This is a genomic window from Streptomyces sp. NPDC057280 (genome assembly GCF_042668605.1).
In the GTDB taxonomy this organism is placed as follows: domain Bacteria; phylum Actinomycetota; class Actinomycetes; order Streptomycetales; family Streptomycetaceae; genus Streptomyces.
Window position 1 is genome coordinate 42,664 of sequence record NZ_JBHUYR010000011.1, and the last position, 23,509, is coordinate 66,172.

The 23,509-nt window shown below is 70.4% G+C and carries 18 protein-coding genes and 3 pseudogenes; 11 read left to right on the top strand and 10 right to left on the bottom strand.

The features are described 5' to 3' along the window. Positions 1–132: 132 nt before the first annotated feature. The 6 genes from ACFUO4_RS38995 (at position 133) to ACFUO4_RS39020 (ending at position 8,657) form a co-directional block, all read left to right on the top strand. Positions 133–396: a hypothetical protein gene (locus ACFUO4_RS38995; protein WP_383494115.1), complete on the top strand. Its 264-nt coding sequence runs from the start codon at positions 133–135 to the stop codon at positions 394–396. Positions 397–525: 129 nt separating this feature from the next. Continuing rightward, entirely contained in the window at positions 526–1,071 is a 546-nt protein-coding gene (locus tag ACFUO4_RS39000; protein ID WP_383494118.1) for a hypothetical protein, read from the top strand. Positions 1,072–1,082: 11 nt separating this feature from the next. Beyond that, positions 1,083–3,635, top strand: a complete 2,553-nt coding sequence (locus ACFUO4_RS39005) for a hypothetical protein (RefSeq protein ID WP_383494121.1) — start codon at positions 1,083–1,085, stop codon at positions 3,633–3,635. Continuing rightward, positions 3,632–5,635 (top strand): DUF2637 domain-containing protein, encoded by a 2,004-nt coding sequence (locus ACFUO4_RS39010; protein ID WP_383494124.1) that lies wholly within the window; start codon positions 3,632–3,634, stop codon positions 5,633–5,635. The genes ACFUO4_RS39005 and ACFUO4_RS39010 overlap by 4 nt, the downstream gene beginning before the upstream one ends. A gap of 3 nt (positions 5,636–5,638) precedes the next feature. Next, on the top strand, positions 5,639–5,842 hold the full coding sequence (locus ACFUO4_RS39015; RefSeq protein ID WP_383494127.1) for a hypothetical protein: 204 nt from the start codon (positions 5,639–5,641) through the stop codon (positions 5,840–5,842). Positions 5,843–6,569: 727 nt separating this feature from the next. Beyond that, a complete protein-coding gene (locus ACFUO4_RS39020) occupies positions 6,570–8,657 on the top strand; it encodes an NACHT domain-containing protein (RefSeq protein ID WP_383494130.1) in 2,088 nt (695 codons plus the stop codon). A gap of 196 nt (positions 8,658–8,853) precedes the next feature. Here ACFUO4_RS39020 and ACFUO4_RS39025 read toward each other — a convergent pair. Then, positions 8,854–9,015, bottom strand: a pseudogene (locus ACFUO4_RS39025) (carboxymuconolactone decarboxylase family protein); the annotation flags it as partial. A gap of 12 nt (positions 9,016–9,027) precedes the next feature. On the opposite strand from ACFUO4_RS39025, the pseudogene ACFUO4_RS39030 reads away from it, so the two are divergent. Further along, a pseudogene (locus ACFUO4_RS39030) lies at positions 9,028–9,233 on the top strand (DUF317 domain-containing protein); the annotation flags it as partial. Between the two features lie 152 nt (positions 9,234–9,385). Here the strand turns inward: ACFUO4_RS39030 and ACFUO4_RS39035 are convergent. Beyond that, entirely contained in the window at positions 9,386–9,553 is a 168-nt protein-coding gene (locus ACFUO4_RS39035; RefSeq protein ID WP_383494133.1) for a hypothetical protein, read from the bottom strand. Between the two features lie 41 nt (positions 9,554–9,594). Here ACFUO4_RS39035 and ACFUO4_RS39040 point away from each other — a divergent pair, with 41 nt between their 5' ends. After that, entirely contained in the window at positions 9,595–11,016 is a 1,422-nt protein-coding gene (locus tag ACFUO4_RS39040; RefSeq protein ID WP_383494136.1) for a Rieske 2Fe-2S domain-containing protein, read from the top strand. A 370-nt stretch (positions 11,017–11,386) separates the two neighbouring features. Here the strand turns inward: ACFUO4_RS39040 and ACFUO4_RS39045 are convergent, their stop codons facing one another. From ACFUO4_RS39045 to ACFUO4_RS39055, 3 genes and pseudogenes are all read right to left on the bottom strand, one after another. Further along, on the bottom strand, positions 11,387–12,106 hold the full coding sequence (locus ACFUO4_RS39045) for a GAF and ANTAR domain-containing protein (protein ID WP_383494139.1): 720 nt from the start codon (positions 12,104–12,106) through the stop codon (positions 11,387–11,389). 70 nt (positions 12,107–12,176) lie between these two features. Continuing rightward, on the bottom strand, positions 12,177–12,983 hold the full coding sequence (locus ACFUO4_RS39050; protein ID WP_383494142.1) for an anti-sigma factor: 807 nt from the start codon (positions 12,981–12,983) through the stop codon (positions 12,177–12,179). Further along, a pseudogene (locus ACFUO4_RS39055) lies at positions 12,983–13,567 on the bottom strand (sigma-70 family RNA polymerase sigma factor); the annotation flags it as partial. The pseudogene ACFUO4_RS39055 and the gene ACFUO4_RS39050, both read right to left, overlap by 1 nt. A 314-nt stretch (positions 13,568–13,881) precedes the next feature. On the opposite strand from ACFUO4_RS39055, the gene ACFUO4_RS39060 reads away from it, so the two are divergent. Next, positions 13,882–14,325, top strand: coding sequence for a hypothetical protein (locus ACFUO4_RS39060; protein ID WP_383494145.1), 444 nt, complete (start codon positions 13,882–13,884; stop codon positions 14,323–14,325). A gap of 340 nt (positions 14,326–14,665) precedes the next feature. Here the strand turns inward: ACFUO4_RS39060 and ACFUO4_RS39065 are convergent, their stop codons facing one another. The 5 genes from ACFUO4_RS39065 to ACFUO4_RS39085 form a co-directional block, all read right to left on the bottom strand. Next, the gene (locus ACFUO4_RS39065; RefSeq protein ID WP_383494148.1) at positions 14,666–16,951 is read right to left on the bottom strand and encodes a lantibiotic dehydratase; all 2,286 of its coding nucleotides are present in this window, start codon (positions 16,949–16,951) and stop codon (positions 14,666–14,668) included. Positions 16,952–17,081: 130 nt separating this feature from the next. Next, complete coding sequence (locus ACFUO4_RS39070) at positions 17,082–17,339, bottom strand: acyl carrier protein (protein ID WP_383494151.1); 258 nt, start codon at positions 17,337–17,339, stop codon at positions 17,082–17,084. Further along, a complete protein-coding gene (locus tag ACFUO4_RS39075; protein WP_383494154.1) occupies positions 17,336–18,352 on the bottom strand; it encodes a threonine/serine dehydratase in 1,017 nt (338 codons plus the stop codon). Before ACFUO4_RS39075 ends, ACFUO4_RS39070 begins: the two co-directional genes overlap by 4 nt. Further along, entirely contained in the window at positions 18,349–19,842 is a 1,494-nt protein-coding gene (locus ACFUO4_RS39080) for an amino acid adenylation domain-containing protein (RefSeq protein ID WP_383494157.1), read from the bottom strand. Before ACFUO4_RS39080 ends, ACFUO4_RS39075 begins: the two co-directional genes overlap by 4 nt. Continuing rightward, entirely contained in the window at positions 19,842–22,163 is a 2,322-nt protein-coding gene (locus ACFUO4_RS39085; protein WP_383494160.1) for a lantibiotic dehydratase, read from the bottom strand. Before ACFUO4_RS39085 ends, ACFUO4_RS39080 begins: the two co-directional genes overlap by 1 nt. A 258-nt stretch (positions 22,164–22,421) precedes the next feature. Here ACFUO4_RS39085 and ACFUO4_RS39090 point away from each other — a divergent pair, with 258 nt between their 5' ends. Next, on the top strand, positions 22,422–22,673 hold the full coding sequence (locus ACFUO4_RS39090; protein WP_383494163.1) for an MbtH family protein: 252 nt from the start codon (positions 22,422–22,424) through the stop codon (positions 22,671–22,673). Next, positions 22,666–23,487 carry a 4'-phosphopantetheinyl transferase family protein gene (locus tag ACFUO4_RS39095; protein WP_383494166.1) on the top strand — a complete coding sequence of 274 codons (822 nt, stop codon included), beginning with the start codon at positions 22,666–22,668 and terminating at the stop codon, positions 23,485–23,487. The genes ACFUO4_RS39090 and ACFUO4_RS39095 overlap by 8 nt, the downstream gene beginning before the upstream one ends. Positions 23,488–23,509 lie beyond the last annotated feature (22 nt).

Consider the following 23,509-nt stretch of genomic DNA (forward strand, 5'->3'; position numbering starts at 1 on the left):
TCGAATGTCGCAGGTTTGTAACTTATCCCAAACCCCTTGAGATTTGCGTGAGCGAACAATAGATTCGCTTCCGCCACTCAATGCTCAGCAGCGCATCACGCATGCTCCAAGCCGCACTTGAGGGAGCCCCACATGAACCGCATCACACGCTACATTCGCAATAAAGAAGCGTTGAACACCGGGACCAGTGAGCCTGCCGAGAAGTCCGCAGGCCTGGACCGGTGGCCGCCGGCCACCCGAGCCGTCACCCGCATCGGCCGCGCCTGCGTCATCGAAGGTCTCACCGACTTCGGCCCGGACGACCTCCACATGGTCCGCGACCGCTTCCCTCATCAGCACGTCACCCTCGACGGCGACGTCATCACCGTCTGGCCCGCACCCCTGCCCCACCCCTGACCACACCTCGGACAGCCAGCCCGCCCCGCGGCCACGCGGCCCCTCAACCAAGCGCCCTTCCCTGCCGAAAGGACACGCGTTGCTATGACCAGCCTGGGCACCACCAGGTTCACCCGGCGCCTGTTAGCCGTGACGATCACAGCAGGCCTGACCCTCACTACAGCCAGCTGCGCCAGCTCCCCCTCCAGCCCCCAGCCCGATCAGTCCGACCCCACCCCCACACCCGCCGCCCACACCGCTAGCAGCACCCCACGCGCGCAGACCGGCCGCACGACGACGGCGCTGGCCGAACTCGACGGGCCGGCCGGCCTCATGCTGATCCTCACCGCGGCCGAACGCGACCAGAGCGGCTACCTCACCCTGCGCGGCATCCTGCGCAACACCTCGAGTGTCCTCATCACCGTGCCCGCCCAGTTACGCGGCACCGAAGACCACATCGTCAGAACCAGCCCCTCCCTGGCCGGCGCCACCCTCATCGACTTCGTCCACCACAAGCGCTACTACGTTCTGCGCGACACCGACGGCAACCCCCTGACCACCATCGGCCTGACCCGCCTCAAACCCCACCAAAAAGCCGATGTGTTCATGCAGTTCCCCGCACCACCCGCCACCACCCACCATGTCGGCTTCCAGATGCCCCTGTTCGACACCACCACCATCACCATCACCGGATAAGGCGCACCGGTATGCCCTCCCTCCGAGCACAGCTCATTGCCCTGCGCCTGGTCCTGGCCCTCGCCCTGGTCCTCGTGCCGGTCGGCGCCGTGGGAGCAAGTCGCGACCTCACGCGCACCACCGCCACCGCCCACAGTCGAGCAGCATCCGACGCCCCGTCGCCGACCCCCTCCCTGGCCTTACGCCCAGGCGCCCGCCTCGCGCCCGAGCGCATCCTGGACTTCTTCTCCACCCCGCTCGCTCTGAACTACGTCATCACCGACGAAGACTCCACCCCTCCCGACCAAGACGCCGCCGGGCCGTCGGCCTCGCGTACGCCTGGCCACGACGGCGCCGAGCAGCCCGACACCGTTCCCGCAAATCCGTCCGCGACTGCCCCGCCCAGCAGCAGCACCACCTCGCCCACCGCAACGGCCAAGCCGTCCCGCACCCCCTCCGACACGCAGCCGCCGGCACCGTCCGAATCCGACCACACCGTGAGCCTGTACAGCCTGCTCGGCGCCGCCGCACTCCTGACAGTCGCCCTCACCACCGCTCTCGCCCTGCGCAAGGCCCGGCAGCGCTCGACGGCGGACCGCACAACCGACAAGGACTCGCAGCCCGCCGACGCCTCAGCTGAGGCGAGAGGAAAGGAGGGGCTCGAGGGCGTCATGCTCCTGGATGCCGCCCTGCGCACCATGGCGTACTACAACGCCCAACTCCCGCAACCCACCAGACTGCCTGCGGTGCGCGGCGCGCTCATCGGCACCACTACGGTGCGGGTCCTGCCTGAGGACCCCTCGACCGAGCCACCCGCGCCCTTCACGGCCGGCCGCAATGGCCGCTGGGTGCTGCCGGACGACGCCAACCTGTTGGACGCGGACACCACAGCCCAGGCGCCTGCCCCCCACCCCGCCCTGGCCGTCCTCGGCACCACCAGCAACGAAGAGCTGCTCCTGCTCAACCTCGCCTCACTACCCGCCCTGCTCCTGGATGGCGAACCCGAACACGTCCGCGAGGTGTGCACCGCACTCGCTGTCGAACTCACCACCAGCCCCTGGGCCGACAGCCTCGAACTGATCACCGTGGGCTGCGGCGACGGTCTCGACCGCCTGTTGCCAGCCCCAGCCGTCACCCCCTTACCCGACAGCGCGCACGCCGTACGGGAGGCAACCGAGCGGCTCCTGGAAGCACACCAGTCACCCGACCCGAGCCACCACCCGCTGGTGGTCCTGTGTGCTGCCCCGCTGAGTGCGGATACCGCATGGCACTTCGCCGACCTGGCAACCACCACCGCCCCCCGCCCCCTCACCCTGATCGCACCCGCCCACACCACCGCAGCCCATTTCCCCGATGCACCCAGCCTCGACACAGCGGACAACCGCGCGCAGTACCTCGAACCTCTGGACACATGGGTCACCCTGCAACGCCTCACCCCAACCGCCTACCAGCAGATCAGCGCGGCCCTCGGGCCCGCCACCAGCCACCCGCCCCGACCTCACCACACCGGACAAGACACCGCTCCAGATCCCGTGCCAGAGGCCGAACTCACGCCCGTCCAGAGCGAGCAGGCACCAAAGGCCCACTCGTCACAACCCCAGGGATCGCCAGTCCCCGGGACCGCGACCTCGTCGACGGCCCCCGATGACGGCAACAGAGATGTGTTTCCCGCCCTCCTCAGCACGCTACGCCCAGCAACAACCGATCCCACGCATCCATCAGAGACGGCATCCGCAGGCACACCCCCCGCACAAAGCGTCACTCACCCAATGGCCAGCGCCAGCATCGCGCCGCCGGGGGCTGACGCGGCCCGGCAGCGTGACGAAAGCGCCCCGCAGATCCGGGTTCTGGGGCCGGTCGAGGTCGACGGCGTCGACGCCACCGGCCACGGCCCCCGCATCGCCCAACTCGCCGCCCTGATCTATTTCAAACCCGGCCGCACCGCCGACGCTGTCTGCACCGACATGGACCCCGCCCACCCCTGGTCCACCACCACCCTCAACGCCCGCCTCCACCAACTGCGCGCCGCCCTCGGCAACGACCCCACCGGCCAGCCCTATGTCCCCCGCCGCAAGACCGGCGACGACCCCTACCACCTCAACCCCACCGTCACCTGCGACTGGACCCGCTTCCAGCACCTCACCCACGACGCACTACCAGACGAGAGCACCCAAGCCCCGGACATCGAACAACTCGAGGAAGCCCTCGCACTGGTTCGCGGCACACCCTTCGACGGCAAACCCCTGCCCTGGGCCGAACCCCTGCAGCAGGAAATGACCACCGCCATCGCCCAGATCGCCCACACCATCGCCACCCACCGCATGAGCCCCGGCCCGCACCACAACCTCGACCGGGCACGACAGGCCATCGCCCACGGCATCGACAGCGACAGCACGGCCGAACTCCTCTACAGGGACTGGATCCTGGTCGAGGACGCTGCAGGCAACCGGCACGGCGTCCACACCGCCATCACCCGCCTCCAGCACATCAACCGCGCTCTGAACTCTCCCCTGGAGCAGGAGACCGAACAGCTCATCAACTCGCTCCTCGACCCTGCCCGCCATACCCAGGCCAGCCGACCATGACCACCACACCCAACGCGACAGACCTCCGGCAGACCGCCCACGGCTCCGCCACCCGGCTTGCGCCGCGGTCGGCCCCCGGTGCGCGCCACGGCGGTGCCCAGGCATCGGCCGGACCCGGGCCCACCGGCACGGCGACCCCGATGACACCTCGGGGGCACCGCCTCGCCATCACTGCCATCAGCGGCGGGGCTGCGCTCATCGCCGGGATCGGGTTCACCGGCTCCTACACCGCCGTCCGCGACCTCGCCGCAGACAAGGGCTTCGGCCCCTTCGCCTACCTGTTCCCCCTCGGCATCGACGTCGGCATCTGCGTCCTGCTCGCTCTCGACCTTCTCCTCAGCCACCACCGCATCCCCCTGCCCCTGCTCCGGCACACCGCCTGGCTGCTGACCGCGGCGACCATCGCCTTCAACGCCGCCACCGCCTGGCCCGACCCCCTCGCCACCGGCATGCACGCCGTCATCCCCCTGCTGTTCATCACCACCATCGAAGCCGGCCGCCACTCCATCGGCCGCCTCGCCCACCTCGCCGCCGGCACCCACATGGACGGCGTCCGCCCCGCCCGCTGGCTCCTGGCCCCCGCGCCCACCTTCCTGCTGTGGCGGCGCATGAAGCTGTGGGAACAACGCTCCTACAGTCAAGCCCTCGCCTTCGAACGACAACGCCTGCTCTACCAAGCCCGGTTACGGAGCCGGTACGGACGCGCCTGGCGACACAAGGCTCCCGTCCACACCCTCATCCCTCTCCGGCTCGCCCGCCACGGCATCCCCCTCCCCCACACCCCACCACCCACCAACCCCGCCGGCGACCGAGCATCCGGCGCACCACCCAAGCCTGCCCCGGCCGCCTCCTTGGACGACCGCCAACGGCCTCGCAACAGCGAGCACGCCGAACCACGGCCGGGGCACGCTCAACCGAGCCCCCCTCCACCGCCAAGCACCGAAACGGCGTACTCCACCCACCCCAGCCGCAGCCCGAAGCCCTCTACCCCCTTCTCTCAGACAGATCAACTCCGCGCCGCTTACCAGGCGTTCAACGCCGACACCCGCACGGAGCCCAGCCCCACGCACTGGGCCTGGTGGAACCGGCAGGACCACCAGCTGCCCGAACCCGCCAGGAAGAACGCCGCCCCCAGCCACACACAGACAGCGGTCGCACCCACGGGCATCGCCCGGCCCCACTTCGATCCACCCGACGCCATACGATCTGTGCCAGCCGGCGAACCGGGCCCGTACGAGCGACCGGACCACGACTCCGGAACTCCGACGGTGCGTGATCCGGGCCAGCAGTCTGACCCACCGGACGCTACGGCCCCTACGCCCACGCAGCCGGTCGACGATGCCGCTCCGGCCAGCCACCAGACAGCAAATGGTGCGCCCGCCAAGCGCGCGGCAAGGGATTCCATCCACCGCACCCTTCCCCCACGCTCCCCAACAGCCTCCGATACAGAACCTCCAGAGCAGCGGATCCCCGCGCGCAACGACCAAAATCCGCCAACACCCCTACCTGCCAGACCTGCTGATGGCCAGCGAGACGGCACCTCACCCGAAGAACACGATCGGCATGCCACCAACCACAGAATCAACGCGGCCCCGCAGCCGCCCACCAGCGAACGCCTGACCCTGACCGACCGGTACTACCTGCACTGGATGGACTACCAGGCCCAACACGGCGCCGAACCCACCCCCGAACAACTCTCCACCCACCTCGCCAGCCAGGGATTCCTCGGACGAGGCGGCGCACCCATCAGCGCCTCAAACCTGCGCCGGCACTTCCTCAACTGGCGCATCTACAACCTCTGGGCAACCCACCGCAACCACCACCCCGCCCCGTCCGCCGAAGACATCGCCCACCAATGCACGGCACACCACATCACCGGCCAATACAACCGCCCCATCACCCCCACCTATATCACCCAGCACACTCCCGAATTCGAACGCCGCTGGCACACCATCACCCAGGAACGCCCGACACAGCCACTGTCGAGGACGGGCCAGTGAAACGTGGTCTGGAACTGGGGCTCCATCGTCGGTCTGGATGATTTCGACCTGGAACGGCAGGCGCTCGATGACGTAGTCGAGGAAGTGATTGGCGGTAGTCTGGTTCAGAGCCGGAGAGATGCGCAGGACGCGGAGCCGTGTGCCATCGTCGATGACGGCAAATCGGAAGAACTTGTTCCGCCCGCCGCGGCGTCCCGGGGGCGTTGAGGCGAGCGGCTCGATGAACTTCGCGCCGATCTGCACGCGGTGTCCGGGCAGCTTCTGCTTCTCGTACCACTTCCGTCGGCGGTCGGTTAGCGCTGCGAGGCGGGCAGGCGGCCCATGACCGGCCGGCTGAGGATCCGCCAGACTCCGGAATTGTTGATGGTGACGTCGTGGTGCCGCTTGAGGTACATCGCGATCTTCTCTGGCCCGGAGGGTTAGTTCTGCCACGGGTGGATGATCTTTCCAACCGCCTCGACATAGACGGCGTTCGGGCAGGCCTTCGGCGCCGCGAACGGGCGCGTAGACCCTCGACGCCCTCGGCCTGATAGCGGGCAGGTGTAGTAGGACTGTCCGCTGATCGCGAAATACCAGCAGGACATCACGAGGTTTCCCGCTGACCTCGTCGACGTGGCGTATGACGGCCAAGCGACGCTTGGCCTTGCGGTCAAGCGGCGGGGTGGTGGGGTTGGATTTCGGTATGTGGATCTCCGTAGTGAATCAGAGGCCCGGATCTCAACGATGATCGTCAGTTGCCACAGTGTCGGAGGGTGAGAGACAGGCTCAGGGCCTGCGTCTGATGCCGGCACGCGAGCATGCCGAAAGGCACTCCGGGTAGCCGGTCGCGCTGACGCATTCGCCGCGAATGGTCTCCTCGCCGACATGAGGTGCGGCATGATGACTTACCGTGCGTACAGGGGGCATAGGCCAAGGGTCACAAGGTGCGCGTCGGATGCTGCTGCTGACGGCGTCAGCGGTCCTGATACTGGCGGTGGGGTTCAAGTACAACGAACAAGAGACGCTTTCGGTCATATCCGCAGCATCCGCGATGCTTGGGATCGTTCTGGGCTACTTGGCTGAGTTCCGTGCGCGGCATGCCGAAGCCGCAAAGGACTTGGGCCTGATTGCGAAGGAATTGGCGGCAGACGTTCAGCGGGAGTGGAGCGCCGAGGCCGCCCGGCGTGAATTCATCGAGTCCTCTGCGCTGCCGGTTGCTTGGCGTCCAGCGGAATCCGGACTGGTGGAAGGCTGGGCAGATGTGGTCAGGATCGCCCGTGCTCTGCCCGGTGGGCCGCCCGGAGATCCCCACGCGTGGCCGGTGGACGTGGCGGGGCTGGAGGGTATCTACGCGCAGATTGGCGAGGTCTTCACTCAACGGGTGCCCACTCGTCGGCTGGTGGTCCTGGGCGGGCCCGGATCCGGCAAGAGTGCGCTGCTGATGCGTCTGCTGCAGGAACTGGCGCCACCGGGCAGCGGCGGACCGGTGCCGGTGCTCTTTTCCCTCGCCTCCTGGAACCCTCACGACCAGGGGCTGAAGGAGTGGATGGCTGAGCAACTGCGCCGCAACCACAACGTCAGCCTCAGGCATCCTGCGTCCGCAGAGTCGCGGGAGCTGGACCGGGCCGAGGCATTGGTGGACCGCGGACTTGTTCTGCCGCTCCTGGACGGGTTCGACGAAATTCCGCCGGCCCTGCATGCCGTGGCCCTGCATCAAATCAACAGGGCCTGGCGGATGCAGCCTTTGGTCTTGGCAAGCCGCACCGACGCCTATCGCACTGCTCTGACTGGGCCGGATGCCAGGCGGCTCGATGGTGCGGCCGGCATCCAGTTGGTACCGCTCACCCCTGGTCCAGCCGCCGACTACTTGCGCAGCGGTCTTCCCCGCGCCGAGCGATGGGATGCGGTCATCGCATGTCTGGGTACCGACACTCCCGTCGGCGAGGTGTTGAGCACGCCACTGGGCCTGTTCCTCGCGCGCACCATCTACGCCCCACCGCCCCGTGTCGGCGCGACCGAACCAGCTCCGCACCCGCAGGAGTTGTGCGACACCACACGCTTAAGCACCCTCGCCGAACTGGAGCGCCATCTGTTCAGCCGCTTTATCACAGCCGTCTACGACGACCGGGACGCACAGAACAAGCGGCTCCGCTGGTCAGCACAGCAAGCCCGTCACACGCTCATCACTCTCGCCCGGCATCTGGAAGATCATCACGGTGGCAGCCCAGACCTGGCCTGGTGGGAACTGCGCTCGGCGGCACCTGCCGAGCAGCGAGAAAATGCCGTAGTGCTGACGACTGCTCTCATCGGCGCCGTCGTTGTCGGCCTTGTTTCCGGTCTCACCTCCGGGCTCGGCTGGGGGCTTGCCGGCATGCTGGGCGCCGTCCTCCTGTGTGGGTTCTCTTCCGCCGGTGGCCTCATGAATGCGGCCACCGTCGTGTACCCGAGCTCCCGTTTCCAGTCCGCCTTGCACTTCGGGCTCGTTGCGGCGCTCGTGGCAGCGTTCGCTGTACAACAGTTCGTTGGCGTGCGCGCCGCGCAGTGGGCCGGCCTGGTCGCCGCTTTCATACTCTGGAATCGGTTCAACAAAAGGCTGACACTGGAGCGAGTGGATCTTGCCCTCCAGGTCGGGCCGGGGAAGTCGGTCCGGCAGGATCGTTGGATCTTCTTCCAGATCATGCTGCTGTACGTCCTGGGGTTCGGGGCCTGGGGCGTCTGGGGGTTCGGCCTGAAGAGCAGTTTCTGGGTAATACCGGCGTTGGGCATCGGCGGCGGGCTGGCTATTGGGCTCGCCGCGGGACTGGCGCGGGGGTTCTATGTCGGATTCAGGGAGACGGCATGGCCGCAGTTCGCGGTAACCACGGCCTGCCTGGCGATGCGCAACCGCGTCCCGTGGTCGTTGATGGCGTTCCTCCAAGACGCACACGAACACCGAGGTGTACTGCGCCAAGTCGGCACGGTCTACCAGTTTCGCCACATCGGCCTGCAGCGCTATCTCGCCGAGCAGCCATACGGCGATGATGCCACTCTCCCGAGAACCTGAGAAAGGCATTCCCTACCCGGCTCAACTGGTGGGGCCCTGGACATGATGGCTGGCCATCATGCGAACGCATGGGCAGGGACGGTGCGCCCCGACTGAGGCTGGCCGCGGTTCGAGTTGAGGACGTCGGGCCTGAGCTGTGCCGTGGCTGAAGTGGCCGGTCGCCGCCAAAGGCGAAGGCGACCGTGAGGGCGTCGTGGGTGTGCATGCGCAGGCAGAACGCGCAACCGTTGATCTGGGAGGTGCGGATCCTCAGCAGATCGACCAGAAGAGGGTCGAGGCCCGCTGCGGCGGTGGCCTTCTCCGCCTCCGCCGACAGGGCGATGAGGGTCTTGTAGGCGTCCGGGGGCTGCTCGCCGATGTGGACGCACTGCGCCCCGAGCTACTCGGCTGGCAGGCATGGGCGGAGCCAGTCCTTGGCGCCCCGCCCCGTACCTGTGGTGCGCGAGCTTCAGCCCCAGCGTCCCCCACGACCTGGTCGCCGCCTTCGCCGCGTCGCTCGCCTCACCTGTCCCGGTGCCGCGTCGTCGGCTGCCCAAGCTCGCGGAGGGTCGGCTCACCGTCATCCGCCGCAGCTGACTTGACAACAGCCTCAGCCGCGATCTTCACGGCCGTGCGACGACTATTACTCCCCTGATCGACTGAGCCCGTACGGCCTCGGCACGTGACCAGCGGCAGGACGGCCGCCTGGGGTGCAGCCTCCGTCTGTCCTCGGAGCCTCGGGACACCGCTCAGTCCACGGTGACATCAATCGTGTGCCAGCCGGTCGCTCCGTCTGGAAGCGGCCCCTGCTCCGTTCGTGTCTGCACCTCGCCGGTCTCGTCGATGGCGCGGACCTGCAGCTGGTGTTTGCCGTGCTTCGCCTGCCACGGCCAGCTCCACTGCCGCCAGGTGTCCACCGACGGCACCTTCGCGAGCTGTGCCCGCTGAGCCTCTGACTGTGCGACTGCCCGACGCCGTGCGATCGAACGCCGTGCTGATCGGTACCGGCAACTACCGCTCTCCTGCCCTCCGGGACGTGCCCGCGATCCGGGGCAACCTCACCGACCTCACAACGGTCCTCAGCGACCCCGTGTCCGGGTCGTTCCCCGCCGCACGGTGCGCGGTGGTGCCGGATCCGGCCGACGCGCGGACGGCGTGGCGCGCGTTGCGGGACGCGGCGGATGCGGCCGAGGACACACTCCTGGTGTACTTCGCCGGTCACGGGCTGCTCGGTACACGGGGCGAGCTGTACCTGACGATGGCGGACACGGATCCAGAAGAACTGCGGGTGACCGGGCTGGAGTACGACGTACTGCGGGAGGCGGTCTCGCAGTGCGGAGCGGACAACCGGATCGTGATCCTTGACTGCTGCTTCAGCGGCCGAGCCGTCCCAGCCCTGGGGACCGCACTCATCCAGACGGCCATCGAGGGAACGTACGTGCTCGCCTCCGCCCCGCCGAACGGGGTCGCCCTCGCGCCCGACGGGGCAGCGCACACCGCGTTCACCGGTGAGCTGATCACGCTCCTGCGCGACGGCGTGCCCGAAGGACCGGAGTTGCTGGGCCTGGGCGAGCTCTATCGCAGACTGCTGAGAACGGCGGTGCGGCATGGGCTTCCCCGGCCAGTGTGCAGCGGCACCGGAACGGCGGATCTGCTGGCCCTGGCCCGCAACGCTGCCACAGGTCCGACGGCTCCTCAGGCTCCCCGCACCCCAAAGACTCCGAGAGGCCCCAGCGTGGGCCACCTCAGAGAACCGAAAGGCGCCCTGCCCGAAACGTCTGGGGCGTTCGCAGCAACCACCACACCATTTGACGCCCCTGCCACTGCGCCGCCCAGCCCAACCCCTGCGAGGCCCTCCCGGCGCCGGGCGCTGGCATCCATGGCTGCGGTCGCCGTGACCGGCGCCGGCGGTGGCATCACGGCGTGGAAAGTCCTGGAACGGCAGGGGAACAGCACCGACGCTCACGCCGGTGGCCCGACCTCACCCAGCCCGTCGACCGCCGACACGCACGGCGCGACCGCGAACGTCACTCCGACCTCCAGCGTGACCACCACCCCAAAGAGCATCGGAGACACCAGCGCCCGAAGAATGATCGCCAGAACAACGGACATCCCGGTCGGCGGCGGCCTGATCATCGCGAAGGAGAAGATCGTGGTCACCCAGCCCGAACAGGGCTCGTTCCACGCGTTCCGCGCCGTCTGTACCCACTCGGGCTGCCCGGTGAGTGCGATCAGCAAGGGGGCCATCCTCTGCCCCTGCCACGGCAGCACCTTCGACATGGCGGACGGCTCGGTACTCGGCGGCCCGGCGACCACGGGGCTGTACGCCCGCCAGATTGAGATCCACGGAGACAGCGTCATGATCGCAGCGGACACCTGAGAGACCACAGGGCGCCCCACACCCCTGGGTCCTTCGGCCGGAAAATCTGCGGCACAACCATTCCGGCGGATCTCAAACGTTCGAACGCGGCACCGGTAGTCCGTCAAACCCGGTGGCGGAGACTTGCCAGCCGTCCTGACAGGTGCGGCTCCAGGACGACCGCGCAGTACACCACTGGTCCCCAGCGTGCCGGGTGAAGTGTCGCTCCACCAGGTCGGCGACAGACGGGGGACGTGCTCGGCGCGGAGCCGCCGGTTGCCAGGCAGGCCGCCACCAGGGGGTGGGATTCGAATGACGGTGCAGCGATCACGGCAATGTCGAGGCGAGGCCTTTCCCGTCCTTTACGACGAGCCACAGTGGGCCGTCTCGTTCAGTCATGGGCGAGGTCGACAGTACGGTTGACGATTTCTCGCGCAACAGCGGTGCATGTCTGGTCCTGGGCGAAAGCCCGGGCTCGCAAGCGGAGCATGGCCTCATGAGGGGCCACTCCCAACTGCGCCATGATCATTCCGCTGGCCAGGTGGATCTGCTTTCGGTCGTCGTGAGCCCCTTCCAGCCATGCCGCTGCCCCGTACGGGTTCCCAGAAGGGTGACCGAGGGTGCCGATGGTCACGGTCAGCGCCTCGGCAACCAGCAGCGCCGTACGGAGAAGTCCGGTACCCGCGCCGCCCGCGGTTTCCCGGTAGAGGTCCAGTGTGCCCAGGGGGCCCGCCGGATCGGTCAGCGGCAGTGAGACGACGCCTTCGACGCCCACCTTGGCCGCCTGGGCTGCGAACAGGAGCCACCGGCGGGATTGCGGGCCGCGTGTCAGGTTCGAAGCCAGCACCGGATGCCCCAGACGCAGGGCCTGCTCGCACGGGCCCTCACCGAGGGTGAACTGGACCTCCGCGAGCAGTGCGGCGACCTCGTCGCTGGCGAACAGCAGAATGCTGGTGTTCACCTCGGGCAGGGCGAGCGAAGCCGACAGACCGGAGACCTCCGGCAGAAGGTTTACGCAGGCCCGGCACAGTGCATCGGGTATCTCGGCGGGCGGTACTCCGGCGACCGCAGTGGTCAGTTCACGCGCGATGCGCAACCTCTCGAGCTGCACGGTGTGCTGGGAGTCCTGCCCGTCTGGCCCTCTTTCTACGAACATCCTCTTCCTCCCAGCCGGAACGTATTCACTGTCCGGGTCGACGGCTTCGGGCCTTGTCCCCTTGTTTCGGGGCAGGGCCGCACCTCCCTGAGAGGGGGAGGCTCACGAGTGTCATCGGTGTGGTTGTGGGCTGCTGCGAACCGTCGGCGGGTTCGAGAATCACGCCCATCCCCGAGAGGCCGTCCACGGTGCCTCGCATCAGGACGGCTTGGTAGCTGAGTCTGCCGTTCATGAGACCGGCGGAACGCAAGGTCCCGCCATCGTCGAACCACAGCTTGCGGGCCTTCCCCACAGGCGGAGACGCCACATCGGAGGTGCGGAAGACTGCCTGGTTGCGGGCGTGCGAGATGACGACGGTGCCCGTGGCGCTTTCGGTCAGCCGTGCGCCTCGGCTTTCGGCGTGGCAAACGCTGCCGCGACCCGCGAGGTCCCCTGCTCGGCCCGGCGGGCCTGATCGACCGCTCTCTCGGCTCTCTGCTGTTGCCATACGGTGGTGGTTCCGAAAGTGGCGGTCGCCGCGAGGCCCGTCGTCAGCGCCTACCTCGGCAGCCCCCGGTCCCACACCCACGGCCGAGTCGGACGGCCCGGCCAGCACACCGGGAGACTCCTGCAGGACGGTGTTGATGCGCTGCAGAGCCCGCTCGCGCGGCTCGCTACGAGGCGCCGCCGCGACGGCACGTCCCAGACGCGCGGCGGTAGCGCACAGTCCGGCGCTCTGCTGAGCAGTCGGTTCGCAGCATGCGAGACGGCGCTCGGAGATGCCGCGTTCTTCGACGGCCGGGGGATACAGGGCGTGGACGGCGGCCATACGGTGCAGTTGGGCGGTGGCCATACGGCCACCCCTGGGCAGTCGGCGCAGCCGGATGCGCCCGTCGCGCAGGCGAGTTCTGACAGCTCCCAGAGGATTACCGAGAGTCTCCGCGATCTCGCGGTACGTCAGTATCCGGCAGCAAGCCAGGATGACCGCCTGACGCTGGATCCCGGTCAGCGTGCGCAGACAGCGCCGCGCCTGCTCCTGCTCGGGGCAGACCTCGACGTGCTTGGTCACCCCGGCGTACTCAGGGGTGCGCGCCAGGGGGGCGGCTGTGCGATCCCGGGCGACCCCGACCTCCGCGTGCCGGACCTGATCCACTGCCCGACGGCGTGCGAGGGCCAGAATCCAGGAGCCGCCCGTCCCTCGGTCGGGCCGGCAGCGCGGAGCGGTGCGCCACATCTCCACCAGGACCTCCTGAGCGATCTCCTCCGACTGCGGCTGATTCCTGAAAGCGGCACGGGCCGCCCTCGGCACCGAACTCACGACTCCGTCGTAGACAGAGGCGAACGATTCCTCGTCGTCCAGAGCGACGCGGGCTACGGGCTCCTCGGCCCTTACGGCTTCGTCGATGGATTGCGTCCGATGTGAATGTCTTCCTTCACAAGGTCCTCCGCGGTTGCGACAGCTCCGGGCGTAATCCGATCCTGAGCCGGGCCGTGGATTGGTCCTGAGCACGGCGAACTGTCAATACGCCGGTTGGCAGTGTCACGCTGACGCGGACGGCTTGGCGCCGGGAACACGTTCGTGGCGGATGCAAGTCCACGTCGCGGCCGTTTGAGGCCCGGACGAGTCAGGCGCGTGGTGTTCTCCCGCAGGGCAGGCACAGCCTCCGCTACGAAGATCACAGCCTGTCCGTGATCTTCGAACGGGTTCACCACTCGTGCCCCTCGCTCGCGCCCTGCACACTTCCGCCGCTGTGCTGTCTGCGCTCACCGTCCTGCGCTCCCCCGCCACCGCGCACGCCGCCCAGCCCGACGACACGGCTGCGCTGCCCGAACGCGACGCCCTCGCGGCTCTGCCCGTCCGGAAAGGAGGACCGCACCAGCTACAGCCGGGACAAGTGATGGCACTGGATCGACTTCGGCCGCGCCGGCTGCTCCACTCGCGACAAGGTCCTGATCGAGGAGGCCGTCACCGCCCCGACGGTTGGGGCGAACTCCGCGCTCAGCGGTGGCAACTGGTACTCGCCTACGACGATGCCTACTTCACCGTCGCCCGCTCTCTGGCCATCGACCACCTGGTCCCGCTCGCCGAGGGCCGGGACTCTGTCTGGACGGCCGAGCAACGCCAGGACTACGCGATCGACCTCGGTGACAGCCCGGCCCTGATCGCGGCCTCTGTGGCCTCCAACCGCAGGTAAGAACTCCCAACAGAATGATCTTCGTGGTGATTGGATCACTCCGGAATAGATGATCCGGGGGTTCGGGGTGGCGCGGCTGATACAGGTGACCGGACCCTTCCACGACCGTCGCGGCCCGATACCCTGGTGGCCCCTGGAGCCGGAATCGGGCCGGGGCTCCAGCGCTCAGTCCAGGACCTGGGCCTGTGTGGTCGCGTCGAGGGCGCCGGCGGATTCTTCCCACACGGTCAGTTGCGGGTCAAGGACCAACGCCCCTGCGATGGAGTTTCGTTGGCTCCGGCCACCGGACAGTTGGCGGTCTGTCGTCGGCCAGTGTGTCGGCCCGCTCGGCCGACGGACCTCACTCCCCTTCCTTCATGTCGAAGGCGACGAACCGCAACTCCGATGTGTAGCGCCGTCCTTCGTCGTCGGTGAGCCAGGTCTGTTCCGGGGTCGGGAGCATCTCCGTGAAGGTGGCCGTGCCCTGCGGGTCCTTGCGGGCCAGGCGGCGCAGGGCCTTGGCGAGGATCGTCACGTAGACCGGGCTGTCGAAGTCGACGTAGAAGGGCCGGGACTCCGTCTGTGAGATTACGAAGACATAGCGGGGCAGGCCGAGCCGGGTGCGCCAGTGGCGCGCCCGGACGAAGCGCCGGGCTTCGTCCTTGTCGTCGGCGAAGTCGGCGTCCGCGGCGGGCAGTTGCCAGGTCTCGCGGGCGACCACCATACGGTCGAGGGTGACACGGGGGGTGTGGGCGGCCGGTGGCAGCAGTCGGAAGAGGTCCATGGACAGCGTGGTCAGGACGTGCGAGAAGACGTCGAGCGCGGGGAAGACCGCGCCGTCGGGCAGGCGGACGACCAGGCTGCCGTCGCGCTCCTCGACGAGGGCGTCGGCGCTGCGGACGGCCCGGGGGCGAGCGGGGTCGGCGGTGAAGTCGGAGAGGGCGATCTGGTAGTCCTGGGGCCGCACCAGTGTCTGGCGGACGCGGGCGGAGAGGCGGGCGCGGTGCTCCTTGGGGATGAGCGGCAGCAGGCGCGGGCCGGGATGATCCTGGTCGGTGTGGGCGAACAGCTCGTCGACATCGGGATGCTGGTGGGTGAAGAGCGAGGCGCCCAGGGTGTTGGCGGCCAGGTGGAGTTCACCGAGGACGAGGGTGAGGTCGCCGCGGGCGGCTGCCTCGGGACCGTCGGCGGCGATCATGATGTCCGGACTGAGGTAGCGGGCGGCGCTCCAGCCTCCGCCGCCGTCGAACTCCCGTTGCACGGCCGCCGCGATGTCGCTCGTCTGCCGGCTGACCCTGCGGGGGTCTTCGGGCACTGCGAGGATCCGCTGCCAGCGGGCGGCGAACTCCTGCTGCAGCTCACCGGCTGCCGTGCGGGCGGTGCCGTGCAGAACAGGCAGGCATGCGAACCAGAACGAGGCCAGGTCGACCGGGCCGTGTGCGGCAAGTCGCCGCTGGACCGCCCTGATCTCGGCGTCCACGGTCTGGGCAAGCCGAGAGGTGAGCCAGCCCGCGCTGTCCATCAGGAGGCGCAGGGGTGACAGCGCCTTCAGCACGGCCGGGCCGAGGCGGGCGGTGGCGGAGCGCCGGGTGTCGCTGTAGACGAGTGCACGGCAGGGGGCGGTGGAGGCCGACTTCTCGCGGACGGCGGCCGTGTCGGTGAGTTCGGTGAAATCTCGCTCCAACTCCCCCAGTGCGGACAGGAGTTCGTTCTCGTCGGTGGCAGCGGCCACCTTCTCCTTGCCTGCTTCCAGCAGGTCGAGGGCGGCGAGGCCGCGTCGCTTGAGATGAGGGTCGCCGATGCTCGACAGCCACGAGCGCAGGGCACGTTCCGGGTGGGTGTCGGCCGGGACCTCCAACCGCCAGGTGACCCAGCGACGAGCCACCAGGTCGTGCAGTGTCGCGGGAACGTCGGTGCCTGGCACGTCAGCGGCGATGTCTCGGGCCGTGCGAACCCCGTCGCAGCGAGCGAGGACCGCCGCCGCCGCGGCGGGCACCGTCGTGGGGCGCCTGCCGGGTACGCGCACCTCGTCGCCGTTCACCACGACGAACGGCACCCGCCTCGGGGCGATCCAGTCGCGCGATCGCGGGTCGGCGTCCAGCATCTTCGCGAGCGCGTCGATTCCCCAACTGGCCCAGTAGACAGTGGAGTCAGCGATCAGTCCGGATCCGGGATCGACCTGCGCCCCGGGCACCGCGGGGTCCCAGCGGCCCCAGCCGACCGGGCCGAAGAAGCCGATGGTGTCGTTCTTGACGCAGAACCGCTGCCAGTAGTGCGCGACGAGCTCCTCACGCTGGCGGGGCATGCTGCTGCGCGCGTCGGTGTCCGGGTTCCAGCGCAGGAACGGGGCGATGCCCGTGCTGAGCACGGGCCGGTTCTGCCAGGCCAGCGCCTGCCGGAACGCCGGGGTGCGGGCGATGTCCTGCAGTTCGTGCGCGGTGTCCACGGCCGCCGCGGCCAGTTCGCCGGCAAAGGCCTCCCAGTCGGGTCCGGACAGCGGGGCGTCGGGGGCGAACTTGTCCGCCGCCTCCGCGAGACCGAGGGGAGCCAGCCTCAGCACGCCCTCGGCCGGGAAGCCCGGGCCGCGCAGCGCGAACTGGTTCCACAGGCGCCAGCGGCCGAGGAACGGGACGAGGTCTTCGGTCATGACGGGACTCCTTGACGCGCGCGGGACGAGGTGGGCGGAGGGTGCGGCGGCGGCCCGGCCGGTGGTCCCGGCCCGCGCACGGATGGAGGTGCGAGGGCCGAGGTCCGGCCGTGGCCACGGTGCCCGCGGTTCAGAGGCGACCGAAGTCGGCGTCGACGACCTCGGCGAGGTCGCGCGGGGTGGGGTAGGCGAAGACGAGGGAGACCGGGATGTCGTCGGAGCCGAGGGTCTCCTGGAGACGGCCGGTGATCTGGAAGGCGGTCAGGGAGTCGCCGCCGGCTTCGTAGAAGTCGGTGTCCGCGGTGAGGTCGGCGTAGTCCAGGACGTCGCGGAAGATGTCGACGAGCAGGTCGAGGGTGCTGGTGGCGGTGGCGGTGTTCTCGGTCATGGCGTGTCCTCCTGAACAGTGGTGGGTGCGGTGCAGTTGTGCAGACGGGCGGCGGTGTTGCCGCCGGAGACGACGGCCACGGCGGTTTCGCGGCGGCCGGCGCGCAGGGCTCCGGCCAGGGCGACGGCGCCGCTGGGTTCGGCGTCGATGCCGTGGCGGCGCAGCAGGGCTGCCGCGGCAAGGATCTCGGCTTCTCCCACGGCGATGAGGTCGTCGACCCGGTCGCGGATGATCGGGTAGGTGTGGTGTCCGGGCCGCTGGCCGCGCAGACCGTCGGCGACGGTGTCGCTCGGGGGCAGCTGGACGGGGTGTCCGGCGGCCAGGGAGCGGGCGTAGCGGGGGGTGCGGGCGGGTTCGACGCCGACCACCCGGACCGGGTGTGCGGTGGCGGCGAGACAGACGCCGGCCAGGAGGCCCCCACCGCCGACCGGGACGTAGACCGTCTCGGCTTCGGGGGCGTCGGTGAGGAGTTCGGTGCCGACCGTCCCCGCGCCGGCGATCACCAGGGGGTGGTCGGACGAGGGGACGAGGACGGCGCCGGTCGTCTCGGCGAGTGCCCGGGCGCGGGCCTCGCGTTCGGCCACTCCCCCGCCGACCTGGACGGTGCGGGCGCCCAGGGCGCGGATGGCGGCGGCCTTGGCGGGTGCGGCGCCTGCGGCCAGGACGACGGTCAGTTCCAGGCCCAGGGTGCGGGCGATGCGGGCGAGGGCGATGCCGTGGTTGCCCGAGGAACCGGTGACGACGCGGTCGGCGGCCAGGGCGAGCACGGCGTTGGCGGCACCTCGGGTCTTGAACGAGCCGCCGATCTGGCGGTGTTCGGCCTTCAGCAGCAGGCGTGGGCCACAAGCAGCGGTGATCGGTCCGGGCAGCAAGGGGGTGCGCACGACGTACGGGGCGATGCGCGCGGCGGCCGCGGCGAGAGCGGCGGGTCCGTGCAGGGGATCCGCGACGCGCGTGGCCGCGGGCCGGGCCTGGAACGTGGTCCGATGGCCGGTGGCGGTTGTCGCGCTCATGCGGGGCTCCCGGCGCCCAGGCGGCCGCGGTCGGCCTTGCCGCCGCGGGTGGTGGGCAGCGTGGCGTGGCGGTGGAAGCGGCGCGGCATCAGGTGGGGTGGCAGGCAGCGGGCCAGATGGGCGCGCAGGGCGGCATCCGGCACCGTGTCGTCCCCGGTGACGTGCGCGGCCAGGTAGACGCGGCCGCGGTCGTCGGTGTGCGCGGTGGCGACGGCCCCGCTCACGGCGGGGTGGGCCAGCAGGGCTCCCTCGATCTCGGCGGGGTCCACGCGGTAGCCGCGGATCTTGATCTGCCGGTCGCCGCGGCCTTCGTAGCGCAGCCCCTGAGGAGTCCACCGGCCGAGGTCACCGGTGCGGTAGATGCGGGAGCCGGGCGGTCCGTACGGGTCGGGGACGAACGCGGCGGCGGTACGGGCCGGAAGTCCGCCGTAGCCGCGGGCGAGGCCGGTGCCACCGATGTACACCTCGCCCACGGCGCCGTCGGGGACGGGGGCGAGGTCGGGGCCCAGGACGCGGATCGTGGTGCCGGGCCGGGGCAGTCCGACGACGTCGCCGTCCGGGTCGGGATCGGCTGGGACGTCGTGGCGGGTGGTCGTCATCGTGCACTCGGTCGGGCCGTACTGGTTCACGAGGCGGCCGGGGACGAGGGAGCGGCCGCCCGCGGTGAGGAAGGGGCGCAGGGACTCGCCGCTGGACGCGACGAGCGTGACGCCGGCCAGCGGGTCGGGAAGGTCTCGCTGTCCGGCGAGGTGGGTGAGGAACGACGGGGTGACGCTGAGCAGGGCGGTGACACGGTGCTCGCGCACGGTGCGGGCGAACTCGGCCGGGCGCAGCAGCCGGGCGCGCTCCACCACCACGAGGCGGCCCCCCGCCAGCAGGGGCGTGAAGGTGTCGCGGATGGAGGCGTCATAGCCAAGGGGAGCCATCTGCAGCGCCACCGTGTCCGGGCCGAGGCGGAACGCCCGAGCGGTGTCGCGCAGATAGCGGTCGAGCGCGTGGTGCTCGACGAGGACGGGGCTCGGCTCGCCGGTGCTGCCGGAGGTGTGGCTGACGTAGGCCAGCGCCCGGGGATCGACGAGCGGGAGCAAAGGGTCGTCGGTGGGGGCCGCGGTCGGCGCTGCGTCCAGGTGGACGACGGGGACCCCGAGGTCGAGGTGGGCGGCGTCTGCGGTGGTGGTCAGCAGCAGGCGGGCGTGCGCGCTGCGGACGAAGGATGCCAGCCGGTCGTGGGGCTGAGAGACGTCCAGGGTGAGGAAGGCCGCGCCGCAGCGCAGGACGGCGGTCATGGCCGCGACGGCGTCCGGGCCGTGTGCAACGGCGATCGCGCAGACGGTCTCCTGCCGCACACCACGGGCCCGCAGCAGGCGGGTCAGCTCGGTGGTGCGGTCGTGGAGTTGCCGGTAGGTCACCGGTCCTTCGGGGGTGTCCAGGGCGATCCGCTGCGGGTGCCGGGCGGCGTGTGCGGCGAGGTCGTCGGCGAAGGTGCGCATCACCGGCTCCCCTCGGCCGTGACGCTCTGGTCGACGGCGACGAAGCGCAGTTCGGAGGTGTAGCGCCGGCCGTCGGCGTCGGTGAGCCAGGCCTGCTCGGGGGTGGGCAGCATCTCGCTGACCTTCAGACGGGCTCCGGGATCCTGTCGGGCGAGGCGGCGGGCGGCCTTGGCGAGGATGGTGGTGTACACGGGGCTGTCGAAGTCGACGTAGAACGGGCGGGGTTCGGTCGGGGAGACGACGAACACGAAGCGCGGCAGGTCGTGGCGGCGCTGCCAGTGGCGGGCCCGGACGAAGCGCGCGGCCTCCGACTTCTCGTCGGCGAAGTCGGCCTCCGCGACCGGCAGTTGCCAGGTCTCGCGGGCCAGGATCATGCGGTCGACGCTGATCCGCGGGGTGTGATCGCCTTCGGGGCGCAGGGTGAAGCGGTCCATCACGCGCTGGGTGAGGGTGTTGGCGTACGCGTCGAGGAGGTCGTAGCGGGTGCCGTCGGGGAGCATCACGGTCAGCCGGCCGTCGATGTCCTGGACCGGCACATCGGCGCTCAGCACGGTGCGCGGCCGGTACGGGTCACCGGTCTGGTCGACCAGCGCGACGTAGTGGTCCTGGTCGCGGTCGAGCGAGGGGCGGCTGCGGGTGGACCACTTCAGGGGCAGCTCCTTGGCGAGCATGGGCAGCAGCCGCGGGGCGGGGAAGTCGCGGCTGGTCTCGGCGATCAGTTCGTCGCGGTCGGGGTGCTGGTGCACGAAGAGGGAGGCGCCCATGGTGTTCAGGGCGCAATGCATCTCCCCCAGGACCAGCTCCACGTCCCCGCGCGCCAGCGCCGCCTCGTCCTCGGTGACGACGAGCACGTCGGGGCTGAAGTAGCGGGCCAGGGACCAGCCGTCGCCGGGCTCGTCGAACTCCTCGCGGACCCGGTCGGCGAGGTCGGCGGTGGTCAGCCGGACGCGGCGCGCGCCATGTGGGATGTCGAGCAGGCGGGCCCACTTGGCGCGCAGTTCACCCTGGACGGCGTCGATGAGGTCGCCGGCCTCGGGGTGCGGGGAGGGCAGGGTGTGCAGCCACAGGGTGGCGAGGTCGACGGGGCCGTCGGCGGCGAGCCGGTCGTAGGCGGTGCGCAGGCGGGCGCGGATGCCGTCGGCGAAGCGGTTGGTCATCCAGCGGGCGGCGGTCAGGCACAGCTGGAGGGGTTCCAGGTGGGCGAGCAGGCGCGGCCCCGTGGTGGCGGTGGCCGCGCGGCGTGTGTCGGAGTAGACCAGGCCGCGGCAGGGTGCGGTGCGGGCGCCCTTGGCGCGCTGGGCCTCGGTGTCGGTGAGGGCGGCGAAGTCGGCTTCCAGCGCGCCGATCGCGGTGGTCAGCGCGTCGGCGTCGTCACCGGCGTCGCGCACGGCGTCGCGCCCGCCTTCCAGAACGGCGAGCTTGGCGAGCGCACGGCCGCGTGCGGCGGCGTCGGGGACCCGCTCCACGATGGCGCGCAGGGCACGGTCGGGGTGGGTGGCCGCCGGTACCTCCAGGCGCCAGTGCACCCACCGCTTGCGCACCAGCTCCCGCACGAGCGCGACGATGTCGTCCTCGGGCTGGTCGAGCGCGGCGGCGATCTCGGCCACCGGACGGGTCCCGTCGCACAGTTCGAGGACCGCCGCAGCACGCTCGCCCACCGGCTGTGCGGGCCGTCCGGGCACCCGGACGGTGGTGCCGGCGACGCGGACGATGGAGACGCGGCGCGGGGGGATCCAGCGCATCAGCGCGGCGTCCTCGGCCAGCACCTTCGCCAGCGCGTCGATCGCCCAGCCGGAGAAGTAGACCTCCGCGGCGGCCAGGAAGGTGTTCCCGGGGCTGCTGGAGACGGCGTCTGTCGCCTCCAGGTCCCAGTGGCCCCATCCGACCGGGCCGAAGAAGCCGATGGTGTCGTTCTTGACGCAGAACCGCTGCCAGTAGTGCGCGACGAGCTCCTCACGCTGGCGGGGCATGCTGCTGCGCGCGTCGGTGTCCGCTTTCCAGCGCAGGAACGGGGCGATGCCCGTACGCAGCACAGCGGGGTTCTGCCAGGCCAGGGCCGCCTGGAAGCGGGGCTGGGCGGCGACCTCCTGCAGATCGCGGGCGGTCTGCACGGCCGCGGCGGCGAGTTCGGCGGTGAAGCCGTCCCATTCGGGGCCGGACAGCGGCGTGTCGGCGCCGAACTTGTCCGCCGCCTCGGCCAGTCCGGGCGGGGCCAGGCGCAGCACGCCGTCGGCGGGGAAGCCCGGGCCGCGCAGCGCGAACTGTTCCCAGAGCCGCCATCCTCCGCCCGGCAGCAGGACAGGTGCGTGCTCGTCCGACATCGCGTGCTCCTTCCGAAAAGGGGGGTGCGGAAAAGCGACCGGCCCCGGGGCGGACGGTGGTCCGCCCCGGGTTCGCCGGGTTCTCCGGCCGCAGAGCACCGTCCCGCGCGGCGGGGGTGTGCCGACAGAGAAGATCCGGCAGCAACACATGCCATGGGGTCGGCGCGTTCGTCCCTGACCCCCGCCGTCGCCGTCCGGGCACGCTGTCGGCGTCGGCCGTGACCTGCGGCCGGCCCCATCACCCGCGGGAGGTTCACCGTGACGCAACCCGACTTCGCGAACGGCGCGGACGCCGAGGAGGTCCGCCCGGACACCGACGAGGAATACCTCGTGGTGCGCAACGACGAAGAGCAGTACTCGATCTGGCGAGCGGATCGCGATCTGCCCGCGGGCTGGCACCCGGAGGGGCGGCGCGGCGGCCGGCAGGCGTGCTTGGACCACATCGGCGAGATCTGGACGGACATGCGTCCGCTGAGCCTGCGCCGACGGCTGGCCGAGGCAGATGCCTGAGCAACTCCCGGGCAGGCTCCCGGGTCCCTCGGCGCACGACCCGCCGGCCGGCGGCGCGTGCGGGCCGCCGGCCGCTCCCGCCTCGCCGGTGGCGCTGCCGCAGCGGCTGTGTCCGGCCGTGCTGGACCTGTCGGGGCTGCGCGACAGGCCGGCCGCACGCGCGCCCCGTACCCTGCGCGCCCCGCTGGAGCTGTACCTGGCGCGGGTCGCGGAGCAGGACGCGCAGACCCTCCGGCAGGCCCGCGAGGTCCTCGACGCGGAGGAACGGGCCCGCGCCCGCGCCTTCCGGCACGACCGGGACCGCGACGCCTATGTGGTCGCCCACGCTGCACTGCGGGAAGTGCTCAGCGTCGTCACGGGGGTGAGCGCCGATGCCCTGCCGCTGACGCGCGAACCGTGCGCCGGCTGCGGCGGACCGCATGGGCGGCCCGTGCTGCCCACACCTGGGGTGCACTTCTCGCTGTCGCACAGCGGCGGGCTGGTGCTGGTGGCGCTCGCGCCGGCACCGGTCGGGGTCGACGTGGAGGAACTGGCCACCGTGAAGGTCATGCTCAGCGCGCAGTCGGCGCTGCACCGGGCGGAGGCGGACGAGCTGGCACGGCTGCCCGCCTACAGCCGGCCGGCGGCCTTCACTCGTGCCTGGGTCCGCAAGGAGGCCTACCTCAAGGGACTGGGCACGGGGTTGGTCCGCAACCCCGCGCTCGACTACCTGGGCACCGGCCCGACGCCCACCGACCCGGCCCCGGGCTGGGCGGTGCGCGACCTGCTGGTCCCGTCCGGCTATGCGGCCGCCGTGGGCCTGCGCACCTGCTGAACCCGCACCGCGCAGCGCGGCG